The 26,370-nt window shown below is 31.3% G+C and carries 20 protein-coding genes and 2 tRNA genes; 7 read left to right on the forward strand and 15 right to left on the reverse strand.

What is annotated here, in order from left to right; genetic code table 11:
- Positions 1-11 precede the first annotated feature (11 nt).
- The gene (locus tag E4J94_RS00930; RefSeq protein WP_135834027.1) at positions 12-653 is read right to left on the reverse strand and encodes a hypothetical protein; all 642 of its coding nucleotides are present in this window, start codon (positions 651-653) and stop codon (positions 12-14) included.
- 147 nt (positions 654-800) lie between these two features.
- On the opposite strand from E4J94_RS00930, the gene E4J94_RS00935 reads away from it, so the two are divergent.
- The 4 genes from E4J94_RS00935 to E4J94_RS00950 are packed head-to-tail and all read left to right on the forward strand — an operon-like array spanning position 801 to position 9,592.
- Positions 801-4,724 carry a response regulator gene (locus tag E4J94_RS00935; protein WP_135834028.1) on the forward strand — a complete coding sequence of 1,308 codons (3,924 nt, stop codon included), beginning with the start codon at positions 801-803 and terminating at the stop codon, positions 4,722-4,724.
- 11 nt (positions 4,725-4,735) lie between these two features.
- Positions 4,736-5,092: a response regulator transcription factor gene (locus E4J94_RS00940; protein WP_135834029.1), complete on the forward strand. Its 357-nt coding sequence runs from the start codon at positions 4,736-4,738 to the stop codon at positions 5,090-5,092.
- Between the two features lie 4 nt (positions 5,093-5,096).
- Positions 5,097-6,161 carry a HEAT repeat domain-containing protein gene (locus tag E4J94_RS00945; protein ID WP_135834030.1) on the forward strand — a complete coding sequence of 355 codons (1,065 nt, stop codon included), beginning with the start codon at positions 5,097-5,099 and terminating at the stop codon, positions 6,159-6,161.
- A gap of 2 nt (positions 6,162-6,163) precedes the next feature.
- Positions 6,164-9,592, forward strand: coding sequence for a sulfatase-like hydrolase/transferase (locus tag E4J94_RS00950; RefSeq protein ID WP_135834031.1), 3,429 nt, complete (start codon positions 6,164-6,166; stop codon positions 9,590-9,592).
- On the opposite strand, the gene E4J94_RS00955 is transcribed toward E4J94_RS00950, so the two are convergent.
- The 6 genes from E4J94_RS00955 to E4J94_RS00980 form a co-directional block, all read right to left on the reverse strand.
- The gene (locus tag E4J94_RS00955) at positions 9,589-10,836 is read right to left on the reverse strand and encodes a YaiO family outer membrane beta-barrel protein (protein WP_135834032.1); all 1,248 of its coding nucleotides are present in this window, start codon (positions 10,834-10,836) and stop codon (positions 9,589-9,591) included. The two genes, E4J94_RS00950 and E4J94_RS00955, sit on opposite strands and share 4 nt — an antisense overlap.
- 91 nt (positions 10,837-10,927) lie before the next feature.
- Positions 10,928-11,011, reverse strand: a tRNA-Leu gene (locus E4J94_RS00960).
- 23 nt (positions 11,012-11,034) lie between these two features.
- Positions 11,035-11,107: transfer RNA gene (locus E4J94_RS00965), tRNA-Gly, on the reverse strand.
- Positions 11,108-11,276: 169 nt separating this feature from the next.
- Positions 11,277-11,756, reverse strand: a complete 480-nt coding sequence (locus E4J94_RS00970; protein WP_135834033.1) for a DNA-deoxyinosine glycosylase — start codon at positions 11,754-11,756, stop codon at positions 11,277-11,279.
- On the reverse strand, positions 11,756-12,451 hold the full coding sequence (locus tag E4J94_RS00975; RefSeq protein ID WP_135834034.1) for an AIM24 family protein: 696 nt from the start codon (positions 12,449-12,451) through the stop codon (positions 11,756-11,758). The genes E4J94_RS00970 and E4J94_RS00975 overlap by 1 nt, the downstream gene beginning before the upstream one ends.
- 98 nt (positions 12,452-12,549) lie before the next feature.
- The gene (locus tag E4J94_RS00980) at positions 12,550-14,466 is read right to left on the reverse strand and encodes an ABC-F family ATP-binding cassette domain-containing protein (protein ID WP_135834035.1); all 1,917 of its coding nucleotides are present in this window, start codon (positions 14,464-14,466) and stop codon (positions 12,550-12,552) included.
- A 107-nt stretch (positions 14,467-14,573) separates the two neighbouring features.
- On the opposite strand from E4J94_RS00980, the gene E4J94_RS00985 reads away from it, so the two are divergent.
- The gene (locus E4J94_RS00985; protein WP_135834036.1) at positions 14,574-14,894 is read left to right on the forward strand and encodes a hypothetical protein; all 321 of its coding nucleotides are present in this window, start codon (positions 14,574-14,576) and stop codon (positions 14,892-14,894) included.
- 18 nt (positions 14,895-14,912) lie between these two features.
- The gene (locus tag E4J94_RS00990; protein WP_135834037.1) at positions 14,913-15,134 is read left to right on the forward strand and encodes a hypothetical protein; all 222 of its coding nucleotides are present in this window, start codon (positions 14,913-14,915) and stop codon (positions 15,132-15,134) included.
- Between the two features lie 5 nt (positions 15,135-15,139).
- On the opposite strand, the gene E4J94_RS00995 is transcribed toward E4J94_RS00990, so the two are convergent.
- Positions 15,140-15,601, reverse strand: coding sequence for a hypothetical protein (locus E4J94_RS00995; protein ID WP_135834038.1), 462 nt, complete (start codon positions 15,599-15,601; stop codon positions 15,140-15,142).
- An 11-nt stretch (positions 15,602-15,612) separates the two neighbouring features.
- Positions 15,613-16,671 carry an NAD(P)/FAD-dependent oxidoreductase gene (locus tag E4J94_RS01000; RefSeq protein ID WP_135834039.1) on the reverse strand — a complete coding sequence of 353 codons (1,059 nt, stop codon included), beginning with the start codon at positions 16,669-16,671 and terminating at the stop codon, positions 15,613-15,615.
- Positions 16,672-16,744: 73 nt separating this feature from the next.
- Here E4J94_RS01000 and E4J94_RS01005 point away from each other — a divergent pair, with 73 nt between their 5' ends.
- Positions 16,745-17,797 (forward strand): endonuclease/exonuclease/phosphatase family protein, encoded by a 1,053-nt coding sequence (locus E4J94_RS01005; RefSeq protein WP_185145624.1) that lies wholly within the window; start codon positions 16,745-16,747, stop codon positions 17,795-17,797.
- Between the two features lie 59 nt (positions 17,798-17,856).
- Here the strand turns inward: E4J94_RS01005 and porN are convergent, their stop codons facing one another.
- The 6 genes from porN to topA all read right to left on the reverse strand — a co-directional run bounded on the left by porN (position 17,857) and on the right by topA (position 26,343).
- Entirely contained in the window at positions 17,857-18,759 is a 903-nt protein-coding gene (porN, locus tag E4J94_RS01010; RefSeq protein WP_168801806.1) for a type IX secretion system ring subunit PorN/GldN, read from the reverse strand.
- A 21-nt stretch (positions 18,760-18,780) separates the two neighbouring features.
- Complete coding sequence (gene porM, locus E4J94_RS01015) at positions 18,781-20,349, reverse strand: type IX secretion system motor protein PorM/GldM (protein ID WP_135834041.1); 1,569 nt, start codon at positions 20,347-20,349, stop codon at positions 18,781-18,783.
- 49 nt (positions 20,350-20,398) lie between these two features.
- Entirely contained in the window at positions 20,399-21,070 is a 672-nt protein-coding gene (gene porL, locus E4J94_RS01020; protein ID WP_135834042.1) for a type IX secretion system motor protein PorL/GldL, read from the reverse strand.
- Positions 21,071-21,109: 39 nt separating this feature from the next.
- Positions 21,110-22,549, reverse strand: a complete 1,440-nt coding sequence (gene porK, locus E4J94_RS01025; RefSeq protein WP_168801807.1) for a T9SS ring complex lipoprotein PorK/GldK — start codon at positions 22,547-22,549, stop codon at positions 21,110-21,112.
- 108 nt (positions 22,550-22,657) lie between these two features.
- Positions 22,658-23,809 carry an arginase family protein gene (locus tag E4J94_RS01030; RefSeq protein ID WP_135834043.1) on the reverse strand — a complete coding sequence of 384 codons (1,152 nt, stop codon included), beginning with the start codon at positions 23,807-23,809 and terminating at the stop codon, positions 22,658-22,660.
- Positions 23,809-26,343 (reverse strand): type I DNA topoisomerase, encoded by a 2,535-nt coding sequence (gene topA / locus E4J94_RS01035; RefSeq protein ID WP_135834044.1) that lies wholly within the window; start codon positions 26,341-26,343, stop codon positions 23,809-23,811. The genes E4J94_RS01030 and topA overlap by 1 nt, the downstream gene beginning before the upstream one ends.
- Between the last annotated feature and the right edge of the window lie 27 nt (positions 26,344-26,370).

Here is a 26,370-nt window from a genome sequence, read left to right on the forward strand (position 1 = left end):
AAAGCAAAAAACTATTCTGTAACCACAACTTTTTCTTTAACCATAGGAGCAATTGAAATTTTTCCCATAATCATCGGTTCCATTATAAAATCATTCGAACTTACTTTCACTTTTTTTGGTAAGTTTTGTTTTGTATAACTTTTAGTAATTTCTACGTTATTTTCATTTGAGGCTAATCTGATATCAATTAGCAAACCTTTGTGTACATCAAATTTTATCGTATACTCTTCTCCTACTTTCAAGCTTTGTTTTACAACCTCATTATTTATCAACAATCGGAAAGTAGAAAATTGCTGTATTTTTGAGTTAGAAGTTTTATCAACAATCAATCTAAACGAAATTCTCTCAACCTGAATCGAATCATTTTTAGGCGCTAAAGGTTCTGTACAAGTAATTTTATCTTGTCCTTGCACTGAAGAAGTCATTAAACCTAAAGCTGAAAAAATGATGACGTTAGAAATCGTTTTTTTGAAAAAATTTTGACCTAATTGACTTGGATGAAAAACACCACAATGAACGTTACTTTTCTGAAATTCATTCGAAATTTCATCATTTGTCAAATTAGAAAAGTCAGTAATTTTATGCTGACATTTCGCGCAGAAATTTTCGTTTGTTAATTTTTCTTTGCAAGAAATTGGAATTGTGATTTTCATATTTTTTAAAGTTTAGATATATCATAGAGATGATTTTGTGAAACAAAAGGTTGGTTTGATTTTTTTTAAAATAATTGATTTTAAATATTTGTAATTATATAATATCTTTAACCTCTCTACTTTACTTTTAAAATAGCTATTATTTAAATGGAAAATTTCCCCATCCCCGCGAACGAAAAGCAAAGATTGCAAGCTGTTTACGATTATAATTTGCAAGCACATGACAAAGACGAAGAGTTAGAGGTATTTGCAAATGCTGCGAGTTTAATTTGTAATGCACCAATTGCCTTGGTTTCTGTTTTTGATGAAAATTATCAAGTAATTAAGGCAAATTGCGGGATTGAGGTAGATATTGTTCCGCGTCAACAAACGATTTGTCAATTTTCTTTAATGGAAGAAGAAATTTTGGTGATTGATGATGTAACGAAATTTGGACCTGCAAAAAATATTGTTGGAGTAAAAGCTGCAAATATTCAGTTTTACGCTGGTGTTCCCTTGATTGATGACAATGGAAATGTATTGGGAACTTTGTGTGTAAACGATCATTATCCAAGAACCTTGGATGAAAAACAACGAAATTTATTGATTCAACTTGGGAAAAATATCACAAAACTATTAGTCAGTAAAAAACGAAAAAAAGACGCCACTTACTTTCAAAATATTTACAAAATATCGAATAACTTGATTGGAGTTGCTGATATTAATGGTATTTTAAGATCTATAAACCCTGCTTTCAAAGAAGTTTTGGAGATAAAAAAAGAATCTCACATTGTGGAGAAAAGTTTTGTAGATTTTGTCTCTGAAAAAGATAAGAACAAAGTGCAAACATTTTTATCTGACTTAAAAAATAATTCAGGTTCTATACATTTCAAATGTTTAATGTCTTCTATTGAATCAAAAGAAGAAAAGTTAGTGGAATGGTACACAAAATCAAATTTAAAAATTGACAACGAAATCTTCCTCTTTGGGCGAGATATTACACTTGAAAATTCGAAGAAAATAGAATTAGAAAATAGCGAACGTAAGTTTAGAAATTTCTTCAATTCTTCACTTGGTTTGATGACTATTCATGATTTGGATGGAAATATTTTGTCAATAAATAAGACAGGATTAGAATCTATGGGCTATTCGAAAGAAGAAGCAAAAGATTTGAATCTAAAAAAGTTGATTCCAAAACCTAATCATAAAGAATATCAAAAATATATCGAAACGATTTCTAACAAGAAGCAAGATTCTGGTTTAATGAGTTTAATAAAAAAAGATGGTTCATTAACATATTGGTTGTACAGCAATATTTTAGACAAAGATAACGAAGGAAATCCTGTTGTAATGAGTACTGCTGTAGATATGACACAAAGAACTTTGTTGGAAAGAGATCTAAATCGTGTTCGTCAGTTGCTAGATCATACGTACGAAGTTGCGAATGTAGGAGGTTGGAAATATGATTTAGTTAAGCAAAAATTAATTTGGGCTGATATAACGAAAAAAATCCATGAAGTTGAACCAGATTATGAACCAAATGTAGAAAATGCACTTAATTTTTACGAAGCAAAAAATAGTTATCCAAAAATAAAGAAAGCCTTTAAAGATGCGGTAGAAAAAGGAATCGAATATGATATGGAATTGCAGATTGTTACCCAAAAAGGAAAAACAATTTGGGTAAGATGTAAAGGAATTCCAGAATTCTTAAATGAAGAATGTGTTAGCGTTTTTGGAATTTTTCAGGATATTAATGAGAGGAAACGTTATACTTTAGAGTTGACAAGACAAAAAGCCATTTTCGAAACGTTTATTAATCACGTACCTGCTTCTGTTGCAATGTTTGATAATGAAATGAATTATCTAACATTAAGTAATCAATGGTGTGATGAATTTGCAATAAAAAAGAAAAATATTATTGGAAAATCTCATTACGAAATGTACAATGTTCCAGCAGAAAGGAAAGCGATTTATGAGGCTTGTTTGCAAGGCGAAAATTATTCGAATGAAGATACTATTTATCGCACACCAAAATATGATACGGATCAACACTATTCGTGGGCGATTCATCCTTGGTATATCAATAAAAAACAGATTGGTGGTCTAATTATGTTTTCGCAAAATATAACAGAATCTGTCAAGAAAAATAAAGAACTTAAAAAAGCCAAAAAGAATGCTGATATTGCTAGTAAAGCAAAGTCTGAGTTTTTAGCCAATATGAGTCACGAGATTCGTACGCCGTTAAATGGTGTGATTGGTTTCTCTGATTTATTGTTGAAAACGCCACTTAATCCAACTCAAAAACAATATTTGAATTACATTAATGATTCTGCAAATTCATTATTGTCGATTATCAATGATATTTTAGATTTTTCCAAAATTGAATCAGGTCGAATGGATGTTTCGATAGATAAAAATAATTTGTTCGAATTAGGAAATCAAGTAATCAATGTGATTCTTTATCAAGCCGAAAACAAAAAAATAGAATTGTTATTGAATATAGATAATAATTTACCACAATTTATTTGGATTGATGAAGCGCGATTGAAACAAGTGTTAATCAATTTACTTGGAAACGCCGTGAAATTCACAGATAGTGGAGAAATAGAACTTAAAATTTGTCAAGTTGAACCAATTATAAAAGGTGAAAAAGCAAAATTGAGATTCTCTGTGCGTGATACTGGAATTGGAATAAAAGCAGAAAAACAATCCAAAATTTTCGATGCATTTACACAAGAAGATAGTACTATTAGTAAGCGTTTCGGCGGAACAGGTTTAGGTTTAACAATTTCGAATAAGTTGCTAAATTATTTCGGAAGTCATCTAGAATTACATAGCGAAATAGATAAAGGTTCTACATTTTTCTTTGATTTAGAAGTTGATTACGAATACAATATTAAGAAACAATTTGATCATTTGGACGAAATAAATCATGTGTTAATTGTGGATGATAATCAAAGCAATCAAATGATTTTGCAGCATATGTTGCAGTTCAAAAATATAACATCTGATATTGCGAACAATGGAATGGAGGCTCTTCAGAAAGTTTTGAATGGCGATGTTTACGATGTTATTTTGATGGATTATCATATGCCAGTTTTGAATGGTTTGGAAACAATTCAGAAGATAAAAGAGTATTTCGTAACCAAGGACACAAAAACTCCTTTAGTGTTATTGCATAGTTCTTCTGAGGATGAATTTTTGATTCAGAAAGCAATAGAATTGGGAATTACTTCGCGTTTGTTGAAACCAATTAAGTCAGAAGAATTGTTTGATACGCTGCGTAAAACAATTATTGATTCGAAAGAAATTCAAATCGTAGAAATTGAAAATAATGAAGAAATTTCGCAAGATTTTTCGAAACAATTTCACATTTTAATTGCAGATGATAATTTAGTAAATATGGCTTTAAATCAACAAATCATCAAAAATGTTGCGCCAAATTCTATTTTATATACAGCTGCAAATGGTGTGGAGGCAGTGTCGATTTGTCAAGAAAACAAGGTCGATTTAATCTTGATGGATATTCAAATGCCGGAAATGAATGGTATTGAAGCAACTAAGCTTATTCGTTTATTAAACAATTTTCAAGAAACTCCGATTATAGCAGTGACAGCGGGAAATGTAAAAGGCGAAAAGGAAAAATGTCTTGATGCTGGATTGAATGATTTCTTAGCAAAACCAATTCGAGAAAAAGATATTTTTGGTGTCCTAGAAAAATGGCTAGACTTTTCTCAAAATGAAAAAATTGAAACCAACGATTTTGGAAATCACCTTGATCTTTCGATGATAAATAATTATACGAAAGATGACGAATCGTTTAGAAAAACGTTTATTAAAATAATTATTAATGAGTTAGAAAAATCTATACTAGAATTTGAAACTTATTCCAACAAACAAAATTTAGAAGAATTAAATCAATTAGGTCATAAAGTAAAAGGAACAGCAAAAACGGCTGGACTTACAATTTTGGCTGATTTGACCGAACAAATAGAAAAATCAACTTCAATCAATTACCTACAAGAAAACCAACTGATTATTAAAGCAAAAACCGAAATAGAATTAGTTATTAATTATTTAAAAAAAATTTAGAAACCAATATTATGCAAATTTTAATTGCCGAAGACGATGAATTGATTTTAAAAACAATTGAGCACAAACTCAAAAAAGAAGGTTACGAAGTTGTTTTAACACGAAATGGAAAAGAAGCAATCAGTAAGATTGAGACTGAAGATATTGATTTGATTATTACCGATATTATGATGCCTTTTGCGTCTGGTTTGGAGATTATTAGTGCTGTTAGAAAAAGTAAAAATCCTGAAACACCAATGATTATTTTGTCTTCTTTAGGGCAAGAAGATGTGGTGGTGGAAGCATTTAATTTGGGTGCAAATGATTTTATGGTGAAACCATTTAGTCCTATTGAATTGTCTGTTCGTGTGAAGAAATTACTAAAATAAAAGCATGATTATCCTACAAATTATAACCTATACCGAGTTAATCGTAGGAATTTATATTCTACTTATTTTACTTTTTTTGACAATTATTTATACGTTATTGACAAGTATAATTGAATATAAAATTATTACAAAGAAAAATAAGTGGAATGCTATTATTGATCAAGAAATTTATGAGACAATTTTGGATGATCAATCCAATTCGAATACTGATTTTAAGGATTATTTGAAATCAAGTTCATTCAAACATTATTTTATCAAAAAATTACTAAAAGCGGAACAAAATTTTTCTGGAAATTCAAAAGAGAGTATCCAAAATTTATTTGACTATTATCAATTAAAAAAAGTATCCTTACAGAAATTAAATAGTCAAAAAAAACATGAAATTGCTGAAGCAATACAGGAAGTTACGGCTATGAATTATGTTGAAACTTTACCAAAAATCAAAAGTATGTTACAACATAAAAATGATTTAGTACGATCTGAAGCGCAATATGGTTTAGCAAAATTTTCTGGTTTCGAAGGTTTATTTTTTTTGGATAATTTACAGGAACAATTGACGGATTGGCAACAGTTGAAGTTGTTGGATGCAATTACAATTTTACCGAATAATGATGAGGTTGATATCATAATTTCGAATTGGTTAAAATCACCTAATCAAAGTGTGAAAATTCTTGCAATGAAATTAATTCGCAAGTTTCAATTGTTGCAAATGCACGATTTAGTCGCAGATAATTTGTTTGATCCTGATGAAAAAGTTGTGGAAGAAACAATTAAAACATTAGTCAGAATCGAAGATGATTCAACTTCAAAACTATTGATTGAACAATATCAAACGTGTAACGAAAAGTTTCAAATTCAAATTTTAAAAGCCTTAGATAAAATTTCTAATCCAGAAAATAACACATTTTTAGAAACTCAAGCAAAGGAAAATCCTTCATTTTCTGTCAAAAAAGCAAGTGTAAAAGCGTTAAATAATTGTTATTCAAAAACCGATTTACAAAAACTTGCACATCAATCAAACTCTCCTGAATTAAAACAAATTATTAATCAAATTATCCAAGAAAACTAATCATGAATTGGCTAGAAACGGCTTTCGATTTTTTTATTTACGGCTTCCTTTTTTATTCAATCCTATTAATTTTAGTCTATGGATGGATAGGTTTTTATGCAAAAGGTGCAATAAAATCTTATATCCGAAAAAACAGTTTTACGGATTATTCGCTTATTGCAACATCGCCAAATGCGCCAACTTTTAGTCTTATTGCGCCCGCTTATAACGAAGGTGCAACGATTGTGGAGAACGTGCGTTCTTTGTTGTCGTTGTATTACAATCAACTCGAAATTATTATTGTAAATGATGGTTCCAAAGATGATTCGTTGCAACGATTAATTGAAGCGTATGATTTGATTAAAATTGATTATTTCGTTGAAGGAAATATCGAAACGAAACCAATTAATGCGATTTATAAAAGTACAAATCCTGTTTTCAAAAAATTAATTATTGTTGACAAAGTAAATGGAGGAAAATCGGATGCGTTAAATGTCGGAATTAATATTGCAACAAACGATTATATTGTTTGTATTGATGTCGATTGTATTTTAGAACAAGATGCGATTCTGAAGCTTGCAAAACCGTTTATGGATGAAGCAAAAGCAAAAGTAATTGCATGTGGAGGAGTTATTCGTTTGGCGAATAATTGTACCATTGTTGACGGAAAAGTTGTTGATGTTAATTTGCCAAAAACACGTTTAGGAAGAGCGCAAGCGTTAGAATATATTCGAGCATTTCTTTTGGGAAGAATGGCGTGGTCGCGCGCCAATGGTTTGATGCTGATTTCGGGTGCTTTTGGTGCTTTTGATCGTGAAATTGTACTCAAGTGTGGCGGTTACGATCACGATACAGTTGGTGAAGATATGGAGCTTGTTGTGCGAATGAGACGCTATATGCACAAACAAAAATTAGCCTATAAAGTGGTTAATATTCCCGATCCGCTTTGTTGGACAGAAGTGCCAGAAAGTAAAGAAATTTTAACCAAACAGCGTAATCGTTGGATGCGTGGAACGATAGAAACATTGTGGAAACATCGTATTTTATTTTTCAATCCGAAATATGGAAAACTTGGAATGATAAGTTATCCGTATTGGTTTTTCTTCGAATTTTTAGGACCAATTATCGAATATATTGGTTGGATCATTTTCGTTGTTTTATTCTTTTTAGGATTAATTAATTGGCATATTTTCTTTCCTTTAATGGCTTTTGTATTGCTTTATGGAGTTTTATATTCGATTTATGCAATTCTGATTGATTTGATGACGTATAACGTTTATCACAAAAAGGGCGATATTCCGAAATTATTTTTAACTGCGTTTATAGAGCCTTTTACATTTCATCCGCTAGTTGTGTTGTCAGGTGTAAAAGGTGTGAAGGATTTCTTTCTAAAAAATAATTCGTGGGGAGAAATGACGCGACAAGGTTTTGGAGGAAATCAAGCAAAAGAACTATCTATTTGGCAAAAATTGAAACTTGGATTCATTAATTTAGTTCAACAAACTACGTTTATTTCGTTGGTTTATTTGTTACTTTTTGGATTGTCAACAATTCTTGAATTTTATCTTTATCAAGAAAATTTGACGCTGCATTCTAATCAAACACTATTTTTTGATTTATTTGCGCATAATATCGATTTTGTTTTAGATAGTATTTTTGTGGTAAGTTTTATATATTTTTTACTGCAATTTTATTCAATAAGTTGGGCAAAAAAATGGATCATTTTTGTGTATTCTTTTTTAATTATTTCAAATATTTTATTGATTAAATATTTTCAAACAACACTCAATTTATTAGGTTCAGATTTGTTTTCTTATACGTTCGAAGAATTGAAGTTAATTATTGGCGCATCAGGCGTTGTAAATGCGATAAATATTGTATTGTCAATCGTTGCAATTGCTATTTTAATAACGATATTTATTTACAGTTATCGATTAAAAATCAATCAAAAAATTATTCAATTACCATTAATAATTTTGAGTTTTTTATCGCTTATTATTCCAATTAATTTATATTTGAAAAGTACTCAAAATGATGAGTTTTCATCTAATCTAATTTTGAGTAAGTCGTCTTACTTTTTCTCAAATTCGATTGAACAATATGCAGAAGATAAACTTTCGGAAATTGACTTTTTTAATTCAAATTCGAATTCAAATAATGAAGATAATCGACATTATTTTGACAAAACCAATTATCAATTTTTATATCAAGATCAGAACAAAAATTTCTTCGCGGATCAATTTAATCTAACAACAGAAAAACCGAATGTTGTTTTTATTGTGATTGAAGGTTTGGGACGAGCTTTTAGTAACGAAGGTGCATATTTAGGTTCTTTTACACCATATATCGATCAGCTTTCGAAAAAGAGTTTGTATTGGGAAAATGGATTAAGCACGACAGGAAGAACATATGGAGTTTTACCTGGATTGACGGGTTCTTTGCCATTTGCTGAAAATGGTTTTATGGAACAAAAAAACTTACCTCAACATTTCAATTTGTATAATTTGTTAAAAAGTAATGGTTATAAAACTGGTTATTTTTACGGTGGTGATGCTGATTTTGATTTTATGTCGAAATACTTGAATTATTCGGGTGTTGAAACAATTATTGATGAAAATGATTACGAAAATAATTATGCTAAAATTCCGTCAAATAATGGATTTTCTTGGGGATTTGACGATCATTCAGTATTAAAAAAATATTTAGCAACGCAAAAAGAAAATAATCAACCGTATTTTAATGTTTTGATGACGTTAGCGACGCATAGTCCTTTCTTAATAAACAATGTTGAGAAATATAATAAGCAGTTTGAAACGTTGATTAAATCACGAAATTATGATGCGTCGACTTTGACGACAGTAAAAAAATACAAACAACAATTGGTTACTTTTTTGAGTGTTGATGAAGCTGTAAAAAACTTTTTCGAAGCTTATCAAAAACGTTCAGATTTTAATCAAACTATTTTTGTTATTACTGGAGATCATCGAATGCCTGAAGTTCCGATGGAAACAAAGATTGATCGTTTTCATGTTCCGATTATTGTCTATTCTCCTTTGTTGAAAACACCAAAAAAGATGTCAAATATTGTGACGCATTTTGATGTTGCGCCAACTTTTGTGACATATTTTAGAGATTCGTATAAACTGAAATTACCGAATTACGTGACTTGGATGGGACAGAATTTAGAAAATGGTAAAGCGAATTACCGAAAACAAGGCGTTCCGTTAATGCAAAATAAAAACATTTTGGATGATTATGTTTTCCAGAATTATCATTTGTCTGGAGGGAAATTATATCGAATCGAAAAGAATTTAACCGAAGATGTTGAACAAAATTCGAAAATGGAAACAGAGTTGAAAAATCGATTAAAAAGCTTTAAAACAAAAAACCATTCTTTGAAAAATACTCAAAAAATGGTTCCTGATTCTATATTTAATCGTTATATCAATTAGAATTTTCGACTGTACGAAACGCTTACATCAAATTGATTTCCTTTTTGATTTGGACGATATTCTTGATTGTAATAATTCGTACCAATTGAAATTAAGTTTAAATCATTGATCGAAAAATTATAATCTGCTCCAATTTTGAAGGATTTCAGTTTGTAAGTTGTATCTTCTAAAAGATTGTTGTTAAAATCTTCAGGCGAAATACCTGTACCAATAGCTAAGCTTAAATAATTGTTTGCATCACCCGTATAATAACGCATTGTAAATGTATACGAATGCGAAATATTGTTGTTACTTGGCGTTACAAATGCACGTAAATTGAACCAATAATTTTTATAATATTTCCCAATTGATCCTGTAAACATCCAAACATCATCCGAAAAATGAAGTTGACGATAACCTAACTCGGCTTCAAAACTTTTAGGTAAATTAGCGTAAAGAGATGCTCCTGTGCGATATTTAGGGAAAATTCCATCACTATCCGAATATCCACCGCCAACGTACATGTAAAATGTATTAGAAAGTCTTGGATAAGCTTCTACTTCGTATTGAGCACCGTTATCTTTAAACTTGTTTGCGTAATTTACTTTAAAGATCAATGAACCAATCGAAGTTTGTCTTTTATAACTAACCGAAACTTGATGCCAATCATCTGTAAATTGTTTGTCAAAATGTGAGTAATTGTAATTAACACCAATTGCGTTTTTAGTATTATTGATTTCTATTCGATTTGCTAATTCTCTCGCTTCCGTATTTTTAGGATTGATCGCTAATAATTCTTTGATTGTTTTTGAAGCTTCTTCATAAGCATTGTTCGAATTAAGAACTTTAGCTTTCAATAACAATAATTCTTCATTTTTAGGATATTTAATTAATCCACGATCAATAATAGAAACGGCTTCTGTATAATTATCATTCCAATATTCAAGTGATGTATAAGCTAAATAGAAATCGGTAGAAGTATCCATGTTTTTTTCAACATTCTGAAAAACTTTTCTGGCTTCTTCGTTTTCATCATTCCACGTATATATTCGTCCCAAAAAGACAGCAATATCTGTATATTCTGGCGATTGATATAAAGCTTGTAATGCAAGTTTCTTGGCAGTTGTATAATCTTTTTCTTCGAAAGCTTTGTGACGCGCTTCTTGAAATAAATCATCCGAACTTTTCGATTCTTGGCTATACGAAAATAAAGGTAAAAAGGTAAGAGTAAAGAGTGTCTTTCTTAGAAATGATTTTTTAATCATGTGATAAAAACGTACTTTATTATGAGGATAAAGATATAATTATTTGAAGCATAAAAAAAAGCCCAAGAAAATAAATTCTTGAGCTTTGTTGTACCTCAGGCGGGACTTGAACCCGCACGTCCTAATGGACACAGGATTTTAAGTCCTGCGTGTCTACCAATTCCACCACCAAGGCATCCACTTCTAGGAAAGAAGTTGAGCGGGAAACGAGACTCGAACTCGCAACATTCAGCTTGGAAGGCTGACGCTCTACCAATTGAGCTATTCCCGCGATTGTGAGTGCAAATATAGAACAGCTTTTTGAATTACAAAACTTTTAGGAAACATTTTTTTCATAATTATTTCACATAAAAAGCTAAGTTTCTCATCGTAAAATTTTTAACATCAAAAATATTTTTACTTTTTTTGGTGTTAAAAATTTTAAACATGAATAATTTAACCTAAATAATCGCTTTTTTCCAAATTTCCATCAATCGTTCATAAGAAAATTGAGCATTTGCTGGACTTGTACTTGGTAAAGAAATATACTCAATAGACAATTTTTTATCAAAATATTTCCAAAATAATTGCTCCGCTTTCTTTCCATTGAAAATTATTTTTTTTATTGTAGGATGTTCATTCAGCAATTCATCTATCTGATTTGGCAAAACATTTTTCATCTCCGCGTCCATGCTTCCTTTTCTATCAGCAGAATGTGCAACATCCCAAAGCGCAAACTTATTCTGTAAAATAAGTTGTTTTCTCATTCCATAATCTTCTGAAAATTCTGTCTCGAAAATTTCAAACATCATTTTCCAAAATCGATTACGAGGATGTCCATAATATTGATTAATTTCTAACGATAAATCACCAGGTAAAGAGCCAAGAATTAAAATTCTTGGCTCTAAAGATATAATTGATTCAAATGATTTTTTATACATTATTTACTTTCCTGAAAATAAACTTCTTCATATGGCTGAATTAACACCCAACCGCTACCAGAAAATTTCATTTGGAACTCTTCACCACTTCCTCTTCCTAATAAACTTTTAAACGAGACATTAGATTTCAATTCAGGTGATAAATTACCTGACCAAGCTACTGTTGCATTTGGATCTGTAAAAACAGGATTGTCAGGTGTTACGAGCAATGTTAAAGGATCTCCATGAGTAGTAATTGCAACCATTCCAGATCCAGATAATTTTACTTGAAACAATCCTCCTGCCATCATTCCTGCAATACTTTTCAACATAGTAATATCACTTTTTAAGGATTGGTCATGAGCTAATACATCATTTCCATTTACACAAATCGATTCATTATTAATTTGTAATACTTGAACTTTTTTTCCTGAATCTGCTACATATAAACGTCCAGAACCTTCTGCTTTCATTAACTTAGTTCCTTCACCTGTTAATGTTTTCTTTAAAAATTTTCCTAATCCTCCAGATAACATTCCTTCTCGCTCAAACTTAATACTCCCTGTATAAGCTACCATACTTCCTGCTTTTGTCCAAACTGCTTGATTATTCAAATTTATTTCAAGCATTTGTGGTTTTTCTAATTCAAAGTAATCATGTTCTGCTTCGTTTTGTTTTGTTCTTTCTATAAATTGGCTAATTGTATATTCACTCATAATTTATAATATTGTAATTTTATTTTAAAGATAAACTTTTTTTGCATAAAAAAAGTGCTACAAATTGTAACACTTTCTTTGATTTTATATTTTTAAAGTTAAAAAATCAGTTCAGAAACCTCCTCCCACTCTAACATTTTTTTATCTAAATCATTTTTTAGATTCGAATATTTATCCAATTCTTGTTGCGTTTGCGAACCTGAATGCAATTTCGTTTCTAAATCAGAAATCTTCGTTTCTAAATCAGAAATCTCCGTTTCGATTCTTGACAATCTATTTTTAAGACGTTTTTGCTCTTTTTCTTCCTCAAAAGATAAAACTCTTTTCGCTTGTTCTATTTTAACCTCAATCGGCTTCTCTTCTTTTGGTGCAGCCAAACTATTCCCTTTCTCCACTTCACGGAAACTTCCCGCTTTTATTTGCGCTAAATAATCATCAATTCCAGAAAGATATTCTTTTACTTGACCATTACGGAAATCGAAAACTTTATCCACTAGACCTTCTAAAAATTCACGGTCATGAGAAACTAAAATTAATGTTCCTGAATATTTTTGTAAAGCTTTTTTCAACAATTCTTTTGATACAATATCCAAGTGATTCGTCGGCTCATCCATAATTAATACATTGAATGGACGCAACAACAATTTACACAATGCTAAACGATTTCGCTCACCTCCCGAAAGAACCGAAACTTTTTTCTCTACCGCTTCGCCACCAAACATAAATGCTCCTAAATAATCGCGAACATGTTTACGTGTTTCTTCTGTTGCAGAATTTTCTGCTTCTTCTAAAACAGTCAATTTATCATTTAAAACATGTGCTTGATTTTGAGCAAAATATCCGATTTCTACATTATGTCCGTGTTTAATTTTTCCTGAATGTTCTTGTTCATTGATAATTGCACGTGATAAAGTCGTTTTTCCTTGACCATTTTGACCAACAAAAGCTATTTTTTCACCACGATTTACATAAAACGAAACATGATCAAAAACTTGATGATTGCCAAAAGCAACCCCAACATCATCTAATTCGAAAATAATTTTACCTGGTTGAATTGCATCCACAAAACGGATATTCATTTTTGTAACATCATCATTTTCGATTTCGATACGTTCTATTTTATCTAATTTTTTGATTAATGATTGCGCCATAGAAGCTTTGTTCGCTTTTGCACGGAATTTAGAAATTAAATCTTCCGTATGCTTAATCATTTGTTCTTGATTTTTTTGTGCTTGCTCTAATTTTTCGCGACGATCTTCACGCAATTCTAAATAACGCGTATAATTCGCTTTGAAATCTGAGATATGACGATTCGCAATTTCGATGGTACGATTGGTTACATTATCCAAAAATTGACGGTCGTGCGAAACCAACACAACAGCGCCAGGATAATCTTTCAAGAAATCTTCTAACCAAACTATCGAATCGATATCCAAATGGTTGGTAGGCTCATCTAAAAGCATTACATCATGCTTTTGTAACAATAATTTTGCTAATTCAATTCGCATTCTCCAACCTCCAGAAAATTCATCTGTTGGTCTATGAAAATCTAAATTTTTGAATCCTAAACCAATTAAAATTTGTTCGATTTCGGCATCTTTTGTATAACCGCCTAAAAGACCAAAACGTTCTGTTAAATGCGAAATATCTTCAATCAATTTACCATATTCATCAGATTCGTAATCTGTTCTTTCAGCTAATTCTTTGTTTACAAAATCAATACGTTCTTGAATTTCACCCAACTGCTCAAAAGCAGAATCCGCTTCTTGCCAAACTGTTCTTCCTTGTACAAAATCAATATCTTGCGATAAATATCCGATTGTAACTTCGCCTTCGTAAACAACTTCACCTTCTGAAGATTGCTGACTTTTGGCTAAAATTTTAAGCAAAGTAGATTTTCCTGCTCCATTTTTCCCTACCAAACCAACACGGTTTCCTTTGTTGATGCGGAACGAAACGTTTTCGAATAAATATCTACCCGCAAAATAAACTCCTAAATTTTGTACTAATAACATTTTGCAAAAATACAATGTTTTTTGTTAGATGAAAACTTATCTCAAAACTATAAGTAGTATATTGTGAAAGTGTTTTAAAAATAACAATCATCTTTTAATTAATGATTATGAGTAAAATTATTATTGTTCCTATTAATAAAGAAGCTGAATTAAAATTAGATTATGATACAGCTTCTCCAAACGAGTTAATCGAAATTAGATTAAATGAATCAGAATTTAATATTTTATGGAAGAAAGGTGTTTTTGATTTAATTAATCAAACCTGTAACTCAATGATTGATGATTATGAATACGAAAAAATTAATAATTTAATTTTAATTAAAAACACTTATAATCAATTGAATAAAACATATTCTGAATATAATAATATTATTAATATCTTTCGTACAGCATTAGAACTTAAAACAAGTATTCATTTCTATTTTTAACAATATTTAAAATCACTCATGAAAATAATAATTGAAAGTTGGAATGAAGGATTTCAAAAAATAGCTTTAACACATCTACAAATTGATTTACTAAAACTATCACTAAAAGAGGCTAAAAGCAATGTTGACAAATTGTTAGATGGGCATTCAATAATAATTGATGTTAACAATGAACAATTAGCTACAACTTTTGTAAAAGAAGTAAAGAATATTAATGTTAATTGCAGAATGTTGCTTTGATTTTTTTAAGGTTTTAAACGATAACTCAAAAAATACAACACAAAACTGATCAGAATCGAAAAAGTTGCTGGAACAAAATAAGCCAATGCAAGATTTTTGGTTGCTATAAAATTAATCGGAAGATTGATTAATCTGAATTGAAAAACAAAAAAACACAATACAACTATCGTTACAGCTATTTTCCAATCGTAATTTCGTTTATGGTTAATCACTGAACATAAAACATATGCTAAAACAATTCCTACAAAACTCAAAATTGTTTTCATTTTAGCCAGATGTTTCAGTTTTTGACTGATTCCAAATTCATCACTTTTTCTGACCAAAAAAGCAAAATTATCTTTTCCCATTGAATGTATTAATTCAATTAAATCTAATTCTGCTAAAACGTAAAATTGTTGAATCCCTAAAAATAACAAAACACTTGCTACAAGTTGAATTGCGAATATTTTTAAGTTAAAATTTTTCATTCAGAATTGGTTTAAAATCGATCATAGAAACGTGTAATGTCCGTTTCTTTATCGATTGGTTGATTATTCTCTAAAAATTGATACAACTCGTCTACCATCACTGGCGCCAACATTGTTCCGCGTGTTCCCATACCATTCAAACAAATCAATTGTTGATACGTTGGATGCGCCCCAATAATCGGACGACGATCAATAACCGTTGGACGAATTGACGCATGTTGCTCCACCACTTCTACTTCTTCATTCAAAAACTGCTTCACTCCATTCACCAAATATTCTTTCGCTTCATCGGTAATTTCGTAATTCACAGAATCTCGATCATAAGTTGCACCAACAAAATATTGATTACTTTCTAAAGGCATCAAAAATTCTTTTCCTTTCACAACTGCTTCAGGTAAATTAGCTTCAGTTTTAATTTTTAAAACTTCTCCTTTTACACCAATTATAGGTAAATTTTTGAAATAAGGATTATTTAAAATGTTGTAACCTTCCGCAAAAATTATTTTAGTTGTTTCTATATTTTTATAGCTCGTTTGATTATCTTTTAATTTTAACTCATTAAAATCAAAAGTTTCATCAATAAACAAATCATTTTCGAATAAATAATTCTTAAAATCAGCCAAAAGATTCGTCAAATCTACACGACCTGTATGCAAAACTTCGCCAGAACCAATCTGAGAATTTATCGAAGAAAAATCATTCAATTGTTCTGTATTTGTAGCTAAATAATCAATCAAATCTGGATGAGTTGTCGCTTTTTTTAACCACGTTTTTTTCTCTTGTTCATCATTAAAAATTCTATAAACTGGAAAATTGTAGATATATTTTTTGTTTAATAATTGTTCAAAATCACCAAAAACTTCTCTCAATCTCTCGATTTGTTTTGTAGCATTCCAAACAATTGAAAAACGTTTTAGCACAACAGGATTAAAGATTCCAGCAGCAATCGCTGATGCTTTATGAAAATGATTATCAATCATCACAAAAGATTTCTTTTCCTGCAACAATTTCATCGCCATACAACTCCCTGCAACACCTTGACCAACGATTATATATTCTACTTTTTTCAATTTCTAAAATTTACTTACAAAGGTAAATAATGTTTCGGTTTTACTTATCTTTATTCTTAAAATCAACCGTTTTATGCAAATATTTTATACCATAATTTCTTGCCTCATTATCCTTTCAGTCATTATTCCATTCATCAAACATACACATTGGACGATTAGAGTTTTTGATTATCCGCGATTTCAAAAATTTGCTTTGGTAATTGCAACTTGTTTTTTATTCATTTTTGTACCTAAAACTTCAGTTACAATAAGTTTATTTATTTGTTTGATTTTTACAGCGATTTATTTGCTTTGGGTAATTATTCCTTATTCTCCTTTCGGTAAAAAAATGATTGAACAAGTAAGCCTAAAACCAGATGAAAAACCACTAGATTTTCTTGTTTATAATGTTTTGCAAGACAATACGAAGTATCAAAATTTGGTTGAATTAATTAAGAAAAGAAATCCTGATATTGTTTTTTTATTGGAAACGAACAACGAATGGATGGAACAAATAAAAGATGCTACAAACGATTTTGAATACAGAATAGAAGTTCCGTTAGAAAACACATATGGATTATTATTTTATTCTAAATTACCTATAAAATACCAAGAAATTAATTATTTGATCAGTACAGAAATTCCTTCTATAATTGCTGATATCGAGTACAACAATCAAATTGTCCGTCTGTATGGTCTACATCCAACTCCGCCAGTTCCACAAGAAAATGAAGAAAGTGCTGAACGAGATGCTGAGATTTTAATAATTGGTAAACAAGCCAAAAAGTATGGAAAAGCGTGTGTTGTTTTTGGAGATTTGAATGATGTTGCTTGGAGCCGGACAACTCGTTTATTTTTAAAAACATCACAAATGTTAGATCCTCGTCGTGGTCGTGGAATGTTCAATACTTTTCATGCTCATCATTGGTTTTTACGTTGGCCTTTAGACCATTATTTTTTGAGTTCTCAGTTTCGATTAATCAAGATGATGAGAGAACCAAATATTGGTTCTGATCATTTTCCTATCAGTATTCAAGTTGTTTTACGTAGTGATGATGATTCGGGAGAAATGAAATTAGATCAAGAAGAAAAAATAGAAGTTGAAGAAAAAATAGAAGAAGGTATTGAAAAGGGTAATGCTAATTAGAGTTACATAGAAATAAAAAAATCCAGTCAAATGACTGGATTTTTTTATTTCTATTATAATTAGTAATTCCACATATCAGCCTCTGACTGAATAATAGAATTTCTAATTTTATGATGTTCTTCTAACTGACCTTTTGAATCATTTGGAATATAATCTTCGATCATCTTTGTTCCATACATTGTCTGAGCTTTGTAAATGACAGAACTAAATCTGCGAGCATTTAGCATCTCATCATATGTAATTGCTGAATTAGAGTTACTTGGATTAAAAACCGTTGCATTCACCAAAACGTTACGTGCATCTGGATACCAAATCCAGAATAAATCTACGTAAGCTCCGTCAGCAAATTCAGTTCCCAAAGATTGTGCATCTGGTCCCATAATTGCTAAACCTAACAAACGATATTTTAATTCACCTAAACGACGATCTATATACCAAAGACCTTTCGTTTTGATCATTTTAATATCATCAGATTTAATCTTATAATTAAAAATTGCTGCTTCATCTGGTTTTTCACCAGCTGCAATCATATCATAGTAATATTGTTGTGTATCCTTTTTTTCATTACGAGCCATGATTTGATCATAAGTCATTTTGTTTAAAAAGAATTCATCATCATATATTTCTTTGATCTTCTTATTACGAACGCCATCTACCAATACATCATATAAAGATTTCGAATTTTGAATTAATTCATCACCCGCTTTATAATATGGTTGATTTAGACGCTCATTTAAATCAATAACTTCCCATACAACTTTTGACCATAAAACATCTTTATCTTCGATAAATCCATATTTCATAGGATCTTGTGCTGTACTTACAGTATCTCCTGCTTCATCAACTCTTGTTTTATTTTCGCGATCTCTTCTTAACTGTTCTGGTGAAACAGCATTAAGAACATTTTGCGCCATTGTAAGAGTTGAGAAGAAACTCATTAAACCATACAAAAGATATTTCATATTGTTACTTTTTTCTTTTTATTATTGTACTTGAATAGCTACTGTTGATGCTTCTCCTGTAGCTCCCGAATTTGTACGGTACTTAATATCGAATACACCAATTACATCTCCTTTTTTCGCTTTCGAAATAGCTCCTGCGGCTCCAGACATTTTATTACCAGAAACACGTACTGTTGGTTGTCCTGGAACTTTCACATTAAATGATGTTACTTCTCCTGAAATTGGGAATAAGAAATCTGGCCAATCTACACGAATTGTTTGTGCTGCAATTCCATTATCAGGAATTGATGGACTTGTATTTCCTAGAATTACCCCTCGTGCTGGTGGAACTGGTTTAATACGGAATGTTTCACGAACTGATAATGTCTTACCAGAGCTTGCTTTCGTTGTAGCTGTAAATGTAACTTCACTTCCTCCTCCTGCTGTATAATTCCATTTATTTGCTCCAGCTGGAGAGGCACTTCCTGAAGAAGCACTTAGGCTTACTGGTCCATTTGCGCCATTAATTGTAGCAGAAATTGGATTAGTCACTCCACGGTAAACAACACGTAAATTATCTGCAACAATAGAACCTCCTGTTGGATCTTTTTCTATAATTTCAGCAGCTTTTTTATCTAATGTTTGTGCTACAACTTGGTAAGTTGAAGGTGCAATAGCTACAGTTTTTGTTTTTCCATTCGATACATATGTTATATTACCTGTTAATTGATGCATACCTACAGAAGATGTATTTAACTTAATAGATGCTTTACCATCAACAACAGCAGCAGAACCAACACTTGTAGAAACAGAACCTTTGATTGAATTATCGTAAGCTCCTAAAACTACATTAAGAACAGCTTCGTCTCCAACTTTTACAACACCTGGTGATAAGAATAAACCTTGGAATGCATCCAACTCGATTTTTTCTTCCAATTTCCCAGATAATAATGCTCTCACTAAGTTTCCTTCTTCTGTACGAGCATCCATTTGCATTTTAGATAAATTCGTTAATGAGGCAACCATTGGTTGATCATAAAATTTTTCTTGAATCCAGCTTTGTTTTTTAGATTTAGCTGTTGTTCCAAAAAACTCATTAATACGAGCCTCTGCATTCTTAGCATCAGGACTTTGCTTAGCGAAAGTCATCAAGAAATTTCTAAAAGCATCAATTTTATTTGTAAACTCTTGTGCTTTTTCATTTCCATTATCCCCTCCTTTTCCTTTAAAAAATAAAGATACAACAGGTTCCGTATTAGATAATGCATTGTAATCTGTATCTTCTCCTCCTGAAACAAAATCAGCTCCTGCTAATTCTTTTTTCAATCCATCAATGTAAGCAACAAAATCATTTGTTTGCTTTTTAACTTCTGCAGCCTCTGTTTGAGTTTTTGCATAAGTAGGGTCATCCTTCGCCTTTAGATCAATCTGACCATAGAAGGTATCATTATTTGTTTTCGTTAAAGTCGTTGTTGACTCTAAAGAAGTATTTATCGTTTCGAAAGATCTCAAAACCTCACGATCCACGTTCAAAGCCATCATTGCAATGAACACGAGATACATCAGGTTGATCATCTTCTGACGTCCAGTTAGTCTACCACCTCCTGCCATAATAATTTATAGAATTAATGAATAATTAGTTAATTTATTGAAACAATGATTAGTTATTCTTCATTGCTGAAAGCATACCTCCGTATACTTTGTTTAATGCATTAATATTAGCAGAAAGTTCTTGCATTTCTTTTAAGAACTGCTCTGAACTACCTGAAGATTTTTGCATTTCTTCAATAAATTGTTTATTTAATTCTACTTGTTTTTGGCTATTAATAATTTGCTCTGCATAGACAGCATTTAACTGACTAATATTAGTTGATGCTTTTGCAATCTCATTACTATATTGTTCTGTTGAAGCTACAGCAGAAGTAGTTGTATTTAATTCATTTACAGCTGAACCAAATTTATCTAAAGATCCACGTAATCTTTCAAAAACTTCTTTATCTAATTTAGCATCAGCCAAAACTTTATCTAATTCAGCTGTTAAATTATTACCTGCATTTGCAACAGCAGCAGTTTTTCTTTGTACTGGCTCTCCGCTTAATAATTCTGGATAAGCTTTCTCCCAATCATAACTTCCTTGAGGTTTGTCAAAAAAAGCTGAATAAAAGAAAACGAATGCTTCAGCTACTAATCCGATAGTTAAGATTAAATTCGCTGATATTGGTCCTAAATTAGTATGTGTAATTTTACATAACGCCCCGATAATTACTACTGCGGCAAAGAAATTATACAAAAAATTTGTAAGACGTTCTTGTTTTGAAGCTTGTACTGCCATATGAGTGCTTTTAATTTATTATTTTTTTATTGAAATAGGTTATTTAGTTTTTCTAAAATTTACTTTTGATCCTTCTGGAAAAGATTGTACTGTACGGAATCCTATAAAACTTCTTGCAGAATCTTTATGCTCCCAATCACGCGATGAAACCATTAATAAGTACCCTACGTCTTTCCATGATCCTCCACGGACACTTCTATTTACTTCTCCTGACATTGTAATTGATGGATTCAGTGAAGATGACATTGTATAAGAAGATCTATTGTATGGAGAACTTGTCCATTCTGCTACATTTCCAGCCATATCATATAGTCCATATCCATTCGCACGGAATGTTTTTATTGGAGCTGTATACATGTAGCCTGTTTTCTTACCATCGTTAATTTCTAAATAATCTCCACGTTTTGGTTTGAAGTTAGCTAAATAACAACCTCTATCATCTGTTAAATATGGACCTCCCCAAGGATAAGGTGCATTTTCTAAACCTCCTTTAGCTGCATATTCCCACTCTATTTCAGTAGGTAAACGATAGCTAATAACTTTTACTTGGCTCCCTCTTTTCTTTTTATTATTTAGAGCTGTATTATGATATCTTGTACGGAAATCACAAAATGCAGTAGCTTGATTCCAATTTATTCCAACTACAGGATAATTTGCGTAAGCTTTATGCCAAAAATAATCCTGATGCATTGGATCATTATAAGAATAATTAAAGTCTCTTACCCAAACAGTCGTATCAGGATAGATATTTAAACTAAATTCTTTACGAAAATCAACACGAAAAGTTCCGCGTTTTTTTGCAGCTGCAGTCTGATCAACAGTTACATAAGAATAATTCAGTTTACGTGTATCAATACGTCGTTCACCATTCATTCGTTCTTCTGGCGGGTAATACAAGCCTTCCATAACTTCTGCATAATCTACATCTGGATATTTATATTTATCCCACTCTAAACGCTGCTTCCAGTTTAACTTTTTAGAATCTAATGATTGTCCATCTCTACCTGTATTACTATTTTTAAGATATTCATCATAAGGTGTTCCTTCTCCATCAGCTGAACCAGAAACATAGGCAAAAGCTCCAATACCATCACTATCTGTATTAGGATTCATAGGATCAAAACCTAATGACTCTGCTTTATTTGCCAACGCAGTACGTGCAATAGAATCTTTTACATAATTTACAAAAATCTGATATTCAGAATTTGTAATTTCTGTATCGTCCATATAAAAACCTGTAACAGTAACAGTTTTTACAGGAGCATCATTTGTTTTTGTAAAATCGTAATCGGTTTGTCCTAAAACAAACGATCCACTCGGAATCGGAACCATTCCCTTTGGACGAACTGGCGTCCAAGCCGAAGATGTTTTCGAAACTATTTGTCCATCATTTCTATCACTACTCCCTCTGTTTTTCAACATTTTACATGAAGATAAAGAAAGAGATAGCAACAATGCACTTACCAAAATTCTATTCATTCTGTTATAGATTTATTTTTATACAGGTTTTATACTTTTAATTTTCAATTAATAAGGCTACAAATTAAGGCAATTTATTAATTGATTTTTACAATTGTTCTTTATTTTTTAATAAAATTTTTTGAAATACTTCCACCATCTATTTGGAATTCCTCCATTCAAGGCTTGCTCATAATCTTTTTCTGAACATGAAATAATTTCAATTTTTCGTTCTCCATCAACCGTGTTATCTACTTCAATCCACAATTGATTAGTAAATATATTTCGATAAAAAATATAATTATATCCTTCTGTAGGAACAAAAATTTTCTCAAAATATTGTGTATCCTCAAAACTTTTTATCTCTGGACGATGATTTTTTCCATCAATAAAATACCAAATCATCTGCGAAATTAATAGATGATCTAATTTTTTATAGTTCTCAATATAGTCACAAACGTAAAGTGAAGTCAATTTATTGCTAAAACCTAAATATCTTGTTAACGCACAAATTTCACGTGAAGTAAAACCATTTGGTGTCATATTTTTTGAAGAAGAAAAATCTGAACCTTGTAAGCTCGATAAATTAAGCAAAGCCGCATTTGCATCTCTCGAATAAGGTTCTATTTCTTTTACATTTTCGGAAATTATACCCAAACGAACAGCATCAAAATTTAACTGATCCAACAAATCTAATTTTTCTTGCGCAACAAAATATGTTTGAAAACCAATATTTGTGTAATCCAATAAATTGAAAGGCTCATTCGAAATAATTTTTGTTAAATAATTATTTTCTGTTGTTTGCACTTCATCTTTACCTAATCGTAATTTATGATCGATTGTTAGGTAATAAACTTTATCAACAATTTCGTCATAAGCACGATATTGTTGATAACCTAAACTTGGATTTCCTCCCAAAATAACAACAACGTATCCATCACGAATTAATCCGTTTGTAACTTCTCTAAAAACTTTTTCGGTTTCAGCTTTATCATCATAATAAATAACATCACCAAAATCGTACAAATCTATCGACCAATTTCCCATTTGCAATTCGTACAATTGTGTACGAACAAGGCTAAAATCTACATCTTCGATCAAATCTTTTTGTTTCGAACGAAATTCTGTCACACCAATAATCGCGATTTTATCGTTCGATTTTTCATCGATTTCGATCACATCTTCGCGGAATTTTATAACTTGTCCTAACGCAAAAGAATTACAAGATTTAGCAAAATCTTGTAATTCTTCAGAAACGGGTGTTAAAAAGTCTTTGTACATTACTTTTTAGTCGTTGTTTTTTTAGTTGTCGTTTTCTTCGCAGTTGTTTTTTTTGCTGGCGCTTTTTTAGCCGCAGCTTTCTTTTTAGGTTTCGCTGCTTCTATTAATTTTTCAACCTCAGCCAAAGTCAACGCTTCCGGATTCGTCTCTTTCGATAACTCAACTTTTACTTTTCCTTGAATCAAATTATAACGCCCCCAACGCGCTTTCTCCAAACGAATTTCCTGTTCTGTCCATTCGCGTACCACACGTTCAGATTCTTTACGTTTTTTATCTTCAATCAATTCGATAATATCAGCTTGAGATAAATGATCGAAATCGTATTTTTTCGGAACATTAATAAACCATTCACTCCATTTAATAAATGGTCCAAAACGTCCTTTTCCTTTTGTTACATCATACCCTTCGTATTGTGCAATCGGTGCATCAGCTTTTAATTTTTCTTCAATTAATTCTACTGCACGCTCAAATGATAAATCCATTGGATCTTCCTCTTTCGGAATCGAAATATATTTATCATCAAACTTCACATAAGGTCCAAAACGTCCAATATTCACTTCTACTTCATGCGCTTTATACTCGCCTAAAGTTTTTGGTAATTCGAACAATTTCATTGCCTCTTCTAAGGTAATATTATGAATAGATTGATGTTTTTGAAGACTTGCAAAACGAGGTTTTTCTTCATCTTCTGCTTCACCAATCTGAATCATTGGACCAAAACGTCCAATACGTGCATGAACTTTTTTACCCGAAACAGGATCAATTCCCAATTCACGTTCTCCAGTTGCACGATCTGCATTTTCTTGAACATCTTCTACAACATGATGAAATTTCGTATAAAATTCATCAATCATTTTTGTCCAATTCAATTTACCTTCCGCAATTTCATCAAAACTATTTTCGACACGCGCCGTAAAATCATAATCCATCACATTCGTAAAATAATCAACCAAGAAATCATTTACCACGATTCCGATATCAGTTGGCATTAATTTGCGACGATCAGCACCAAAAATTTCTTTTTGTTGAACTTTTTTGATTTGATTATCAATTAACGTTAAGGTATTATATTTTCGTTCTTGACCATCCAATTCACCAACTTCCACATAACCTCTATTTTGGATTGTAGAAATCGTTGGTGCATAAGTTGACGGACGACCAATTCCTAATTCTTCTAATTTTTTTACCAGAGATGCCTCTGTATAACGAGCCGCAGGACGAGAAAAACGTTCAGTACCGTTTATTTCATCTGCTTTCAATTGCTCATTTACTTTTACACTTGGCAATAACACTTTATCATCATCTGCATCTTCGTCGTCAAAAGATTCTTGATATACTTTTAAGAAACCATCAAACACAATTACTTCTCCTTTCGCTTGGAAAATAAAGTTGTTTTTGTTGTTATCAATATCAATGATAGTTCGCTCCAGTTCTGCATTTGCCATTTGAGAAGCAACTGTACGTTTCCAAATTAATTCGTACAATTTTCGCATTGAATCGTCTGCATTAATCGAGTGATTTTCGAAATGCGTTGGACGAATCGCTTCGTGAGCTTCTTGTGCAGATGAATTTTTATTTTTATATTTTCTTATCTCAACATATTTGTTTCCATAAGCAGATTCTATCTCAGCTTTTACCGCTGTTAAAGCGTCATCAGACAAATTTACACTATCCGTTCTCATATATGTGATATGTCCAGATTCGTATAATTGTTGTGCAACACGCATCGTTCTCGAAACTGAAAAACCTAATTTACGAGATGCTTCTTGTTGCAAAGTTGATGTTGTAAACGGCGCAGAAGGTGTACGTTTTGCAGGTTTCTTTTGTAAATCATTTACTTTAAAATCTGCTCCAACACACGTTTCTAAGAAATCTTCGGCTTCTTTTAACGTTGAAAATTCTTTTGTTAAAACTGCTTTTAATGTTCTTCCTTCATTCGTTTCGAAAATTGCAATGAATTTATATGATGAAACTGGAACAAAATTTTGAATTTCTTTTTCACGTTCAACAATTAATCGAACAGAAACTGATTGAACACGACCTGCAGATAATCCTGGTTTGATTTTTTTCCATAAAATTGGCGACATTTCGAAACCAACTAATCTGTCCAAAACACGACGAGCTTGTTGTGCATCAACCAAATTTTCATCAATTTGACGTGGATTTTCTACCGCACGTTGAATCGCTTTTTTCGTAATTTCATTAAAAACAATACGTTTCGTATCTTTCTTTTCTAATCCAAGAACGTGATACAAATGCCAAGAAATTGCTTCTCCTTCGCGGTCCTCATCGGATGCTAACCAAATTGTTTGGGCTTTCGAAGACAATTTTTTCAGTTTACTTACAACCTCCTTTTTATCAGGTGTTACTTCGTATATTGGCTTATAATGATTCTCGATTTCGATTCCCATTCCTTTCTTTGGTAAATCGACCACGTGACCAAAACTTGATTCCACGATAAAATCATCACCTAAAAAACCTTGAATGGTTTTAGCTTTTGCTGGGGACTCAACAATAACGAGATTTTTAGACATATTGTTTTCTTAAAAATTTCTGCAAAA

The sequence above is a fragment of the Empedobacter tilapiae genome, from assembly GCF_004785645.1.
GTDB classification, from domain to species: Bacteria; Bacteroidota; Bacteroidia; order Flavobacteriales; family Weeksellaceae; genus Empedobacter; species Empedobacter tilapiae.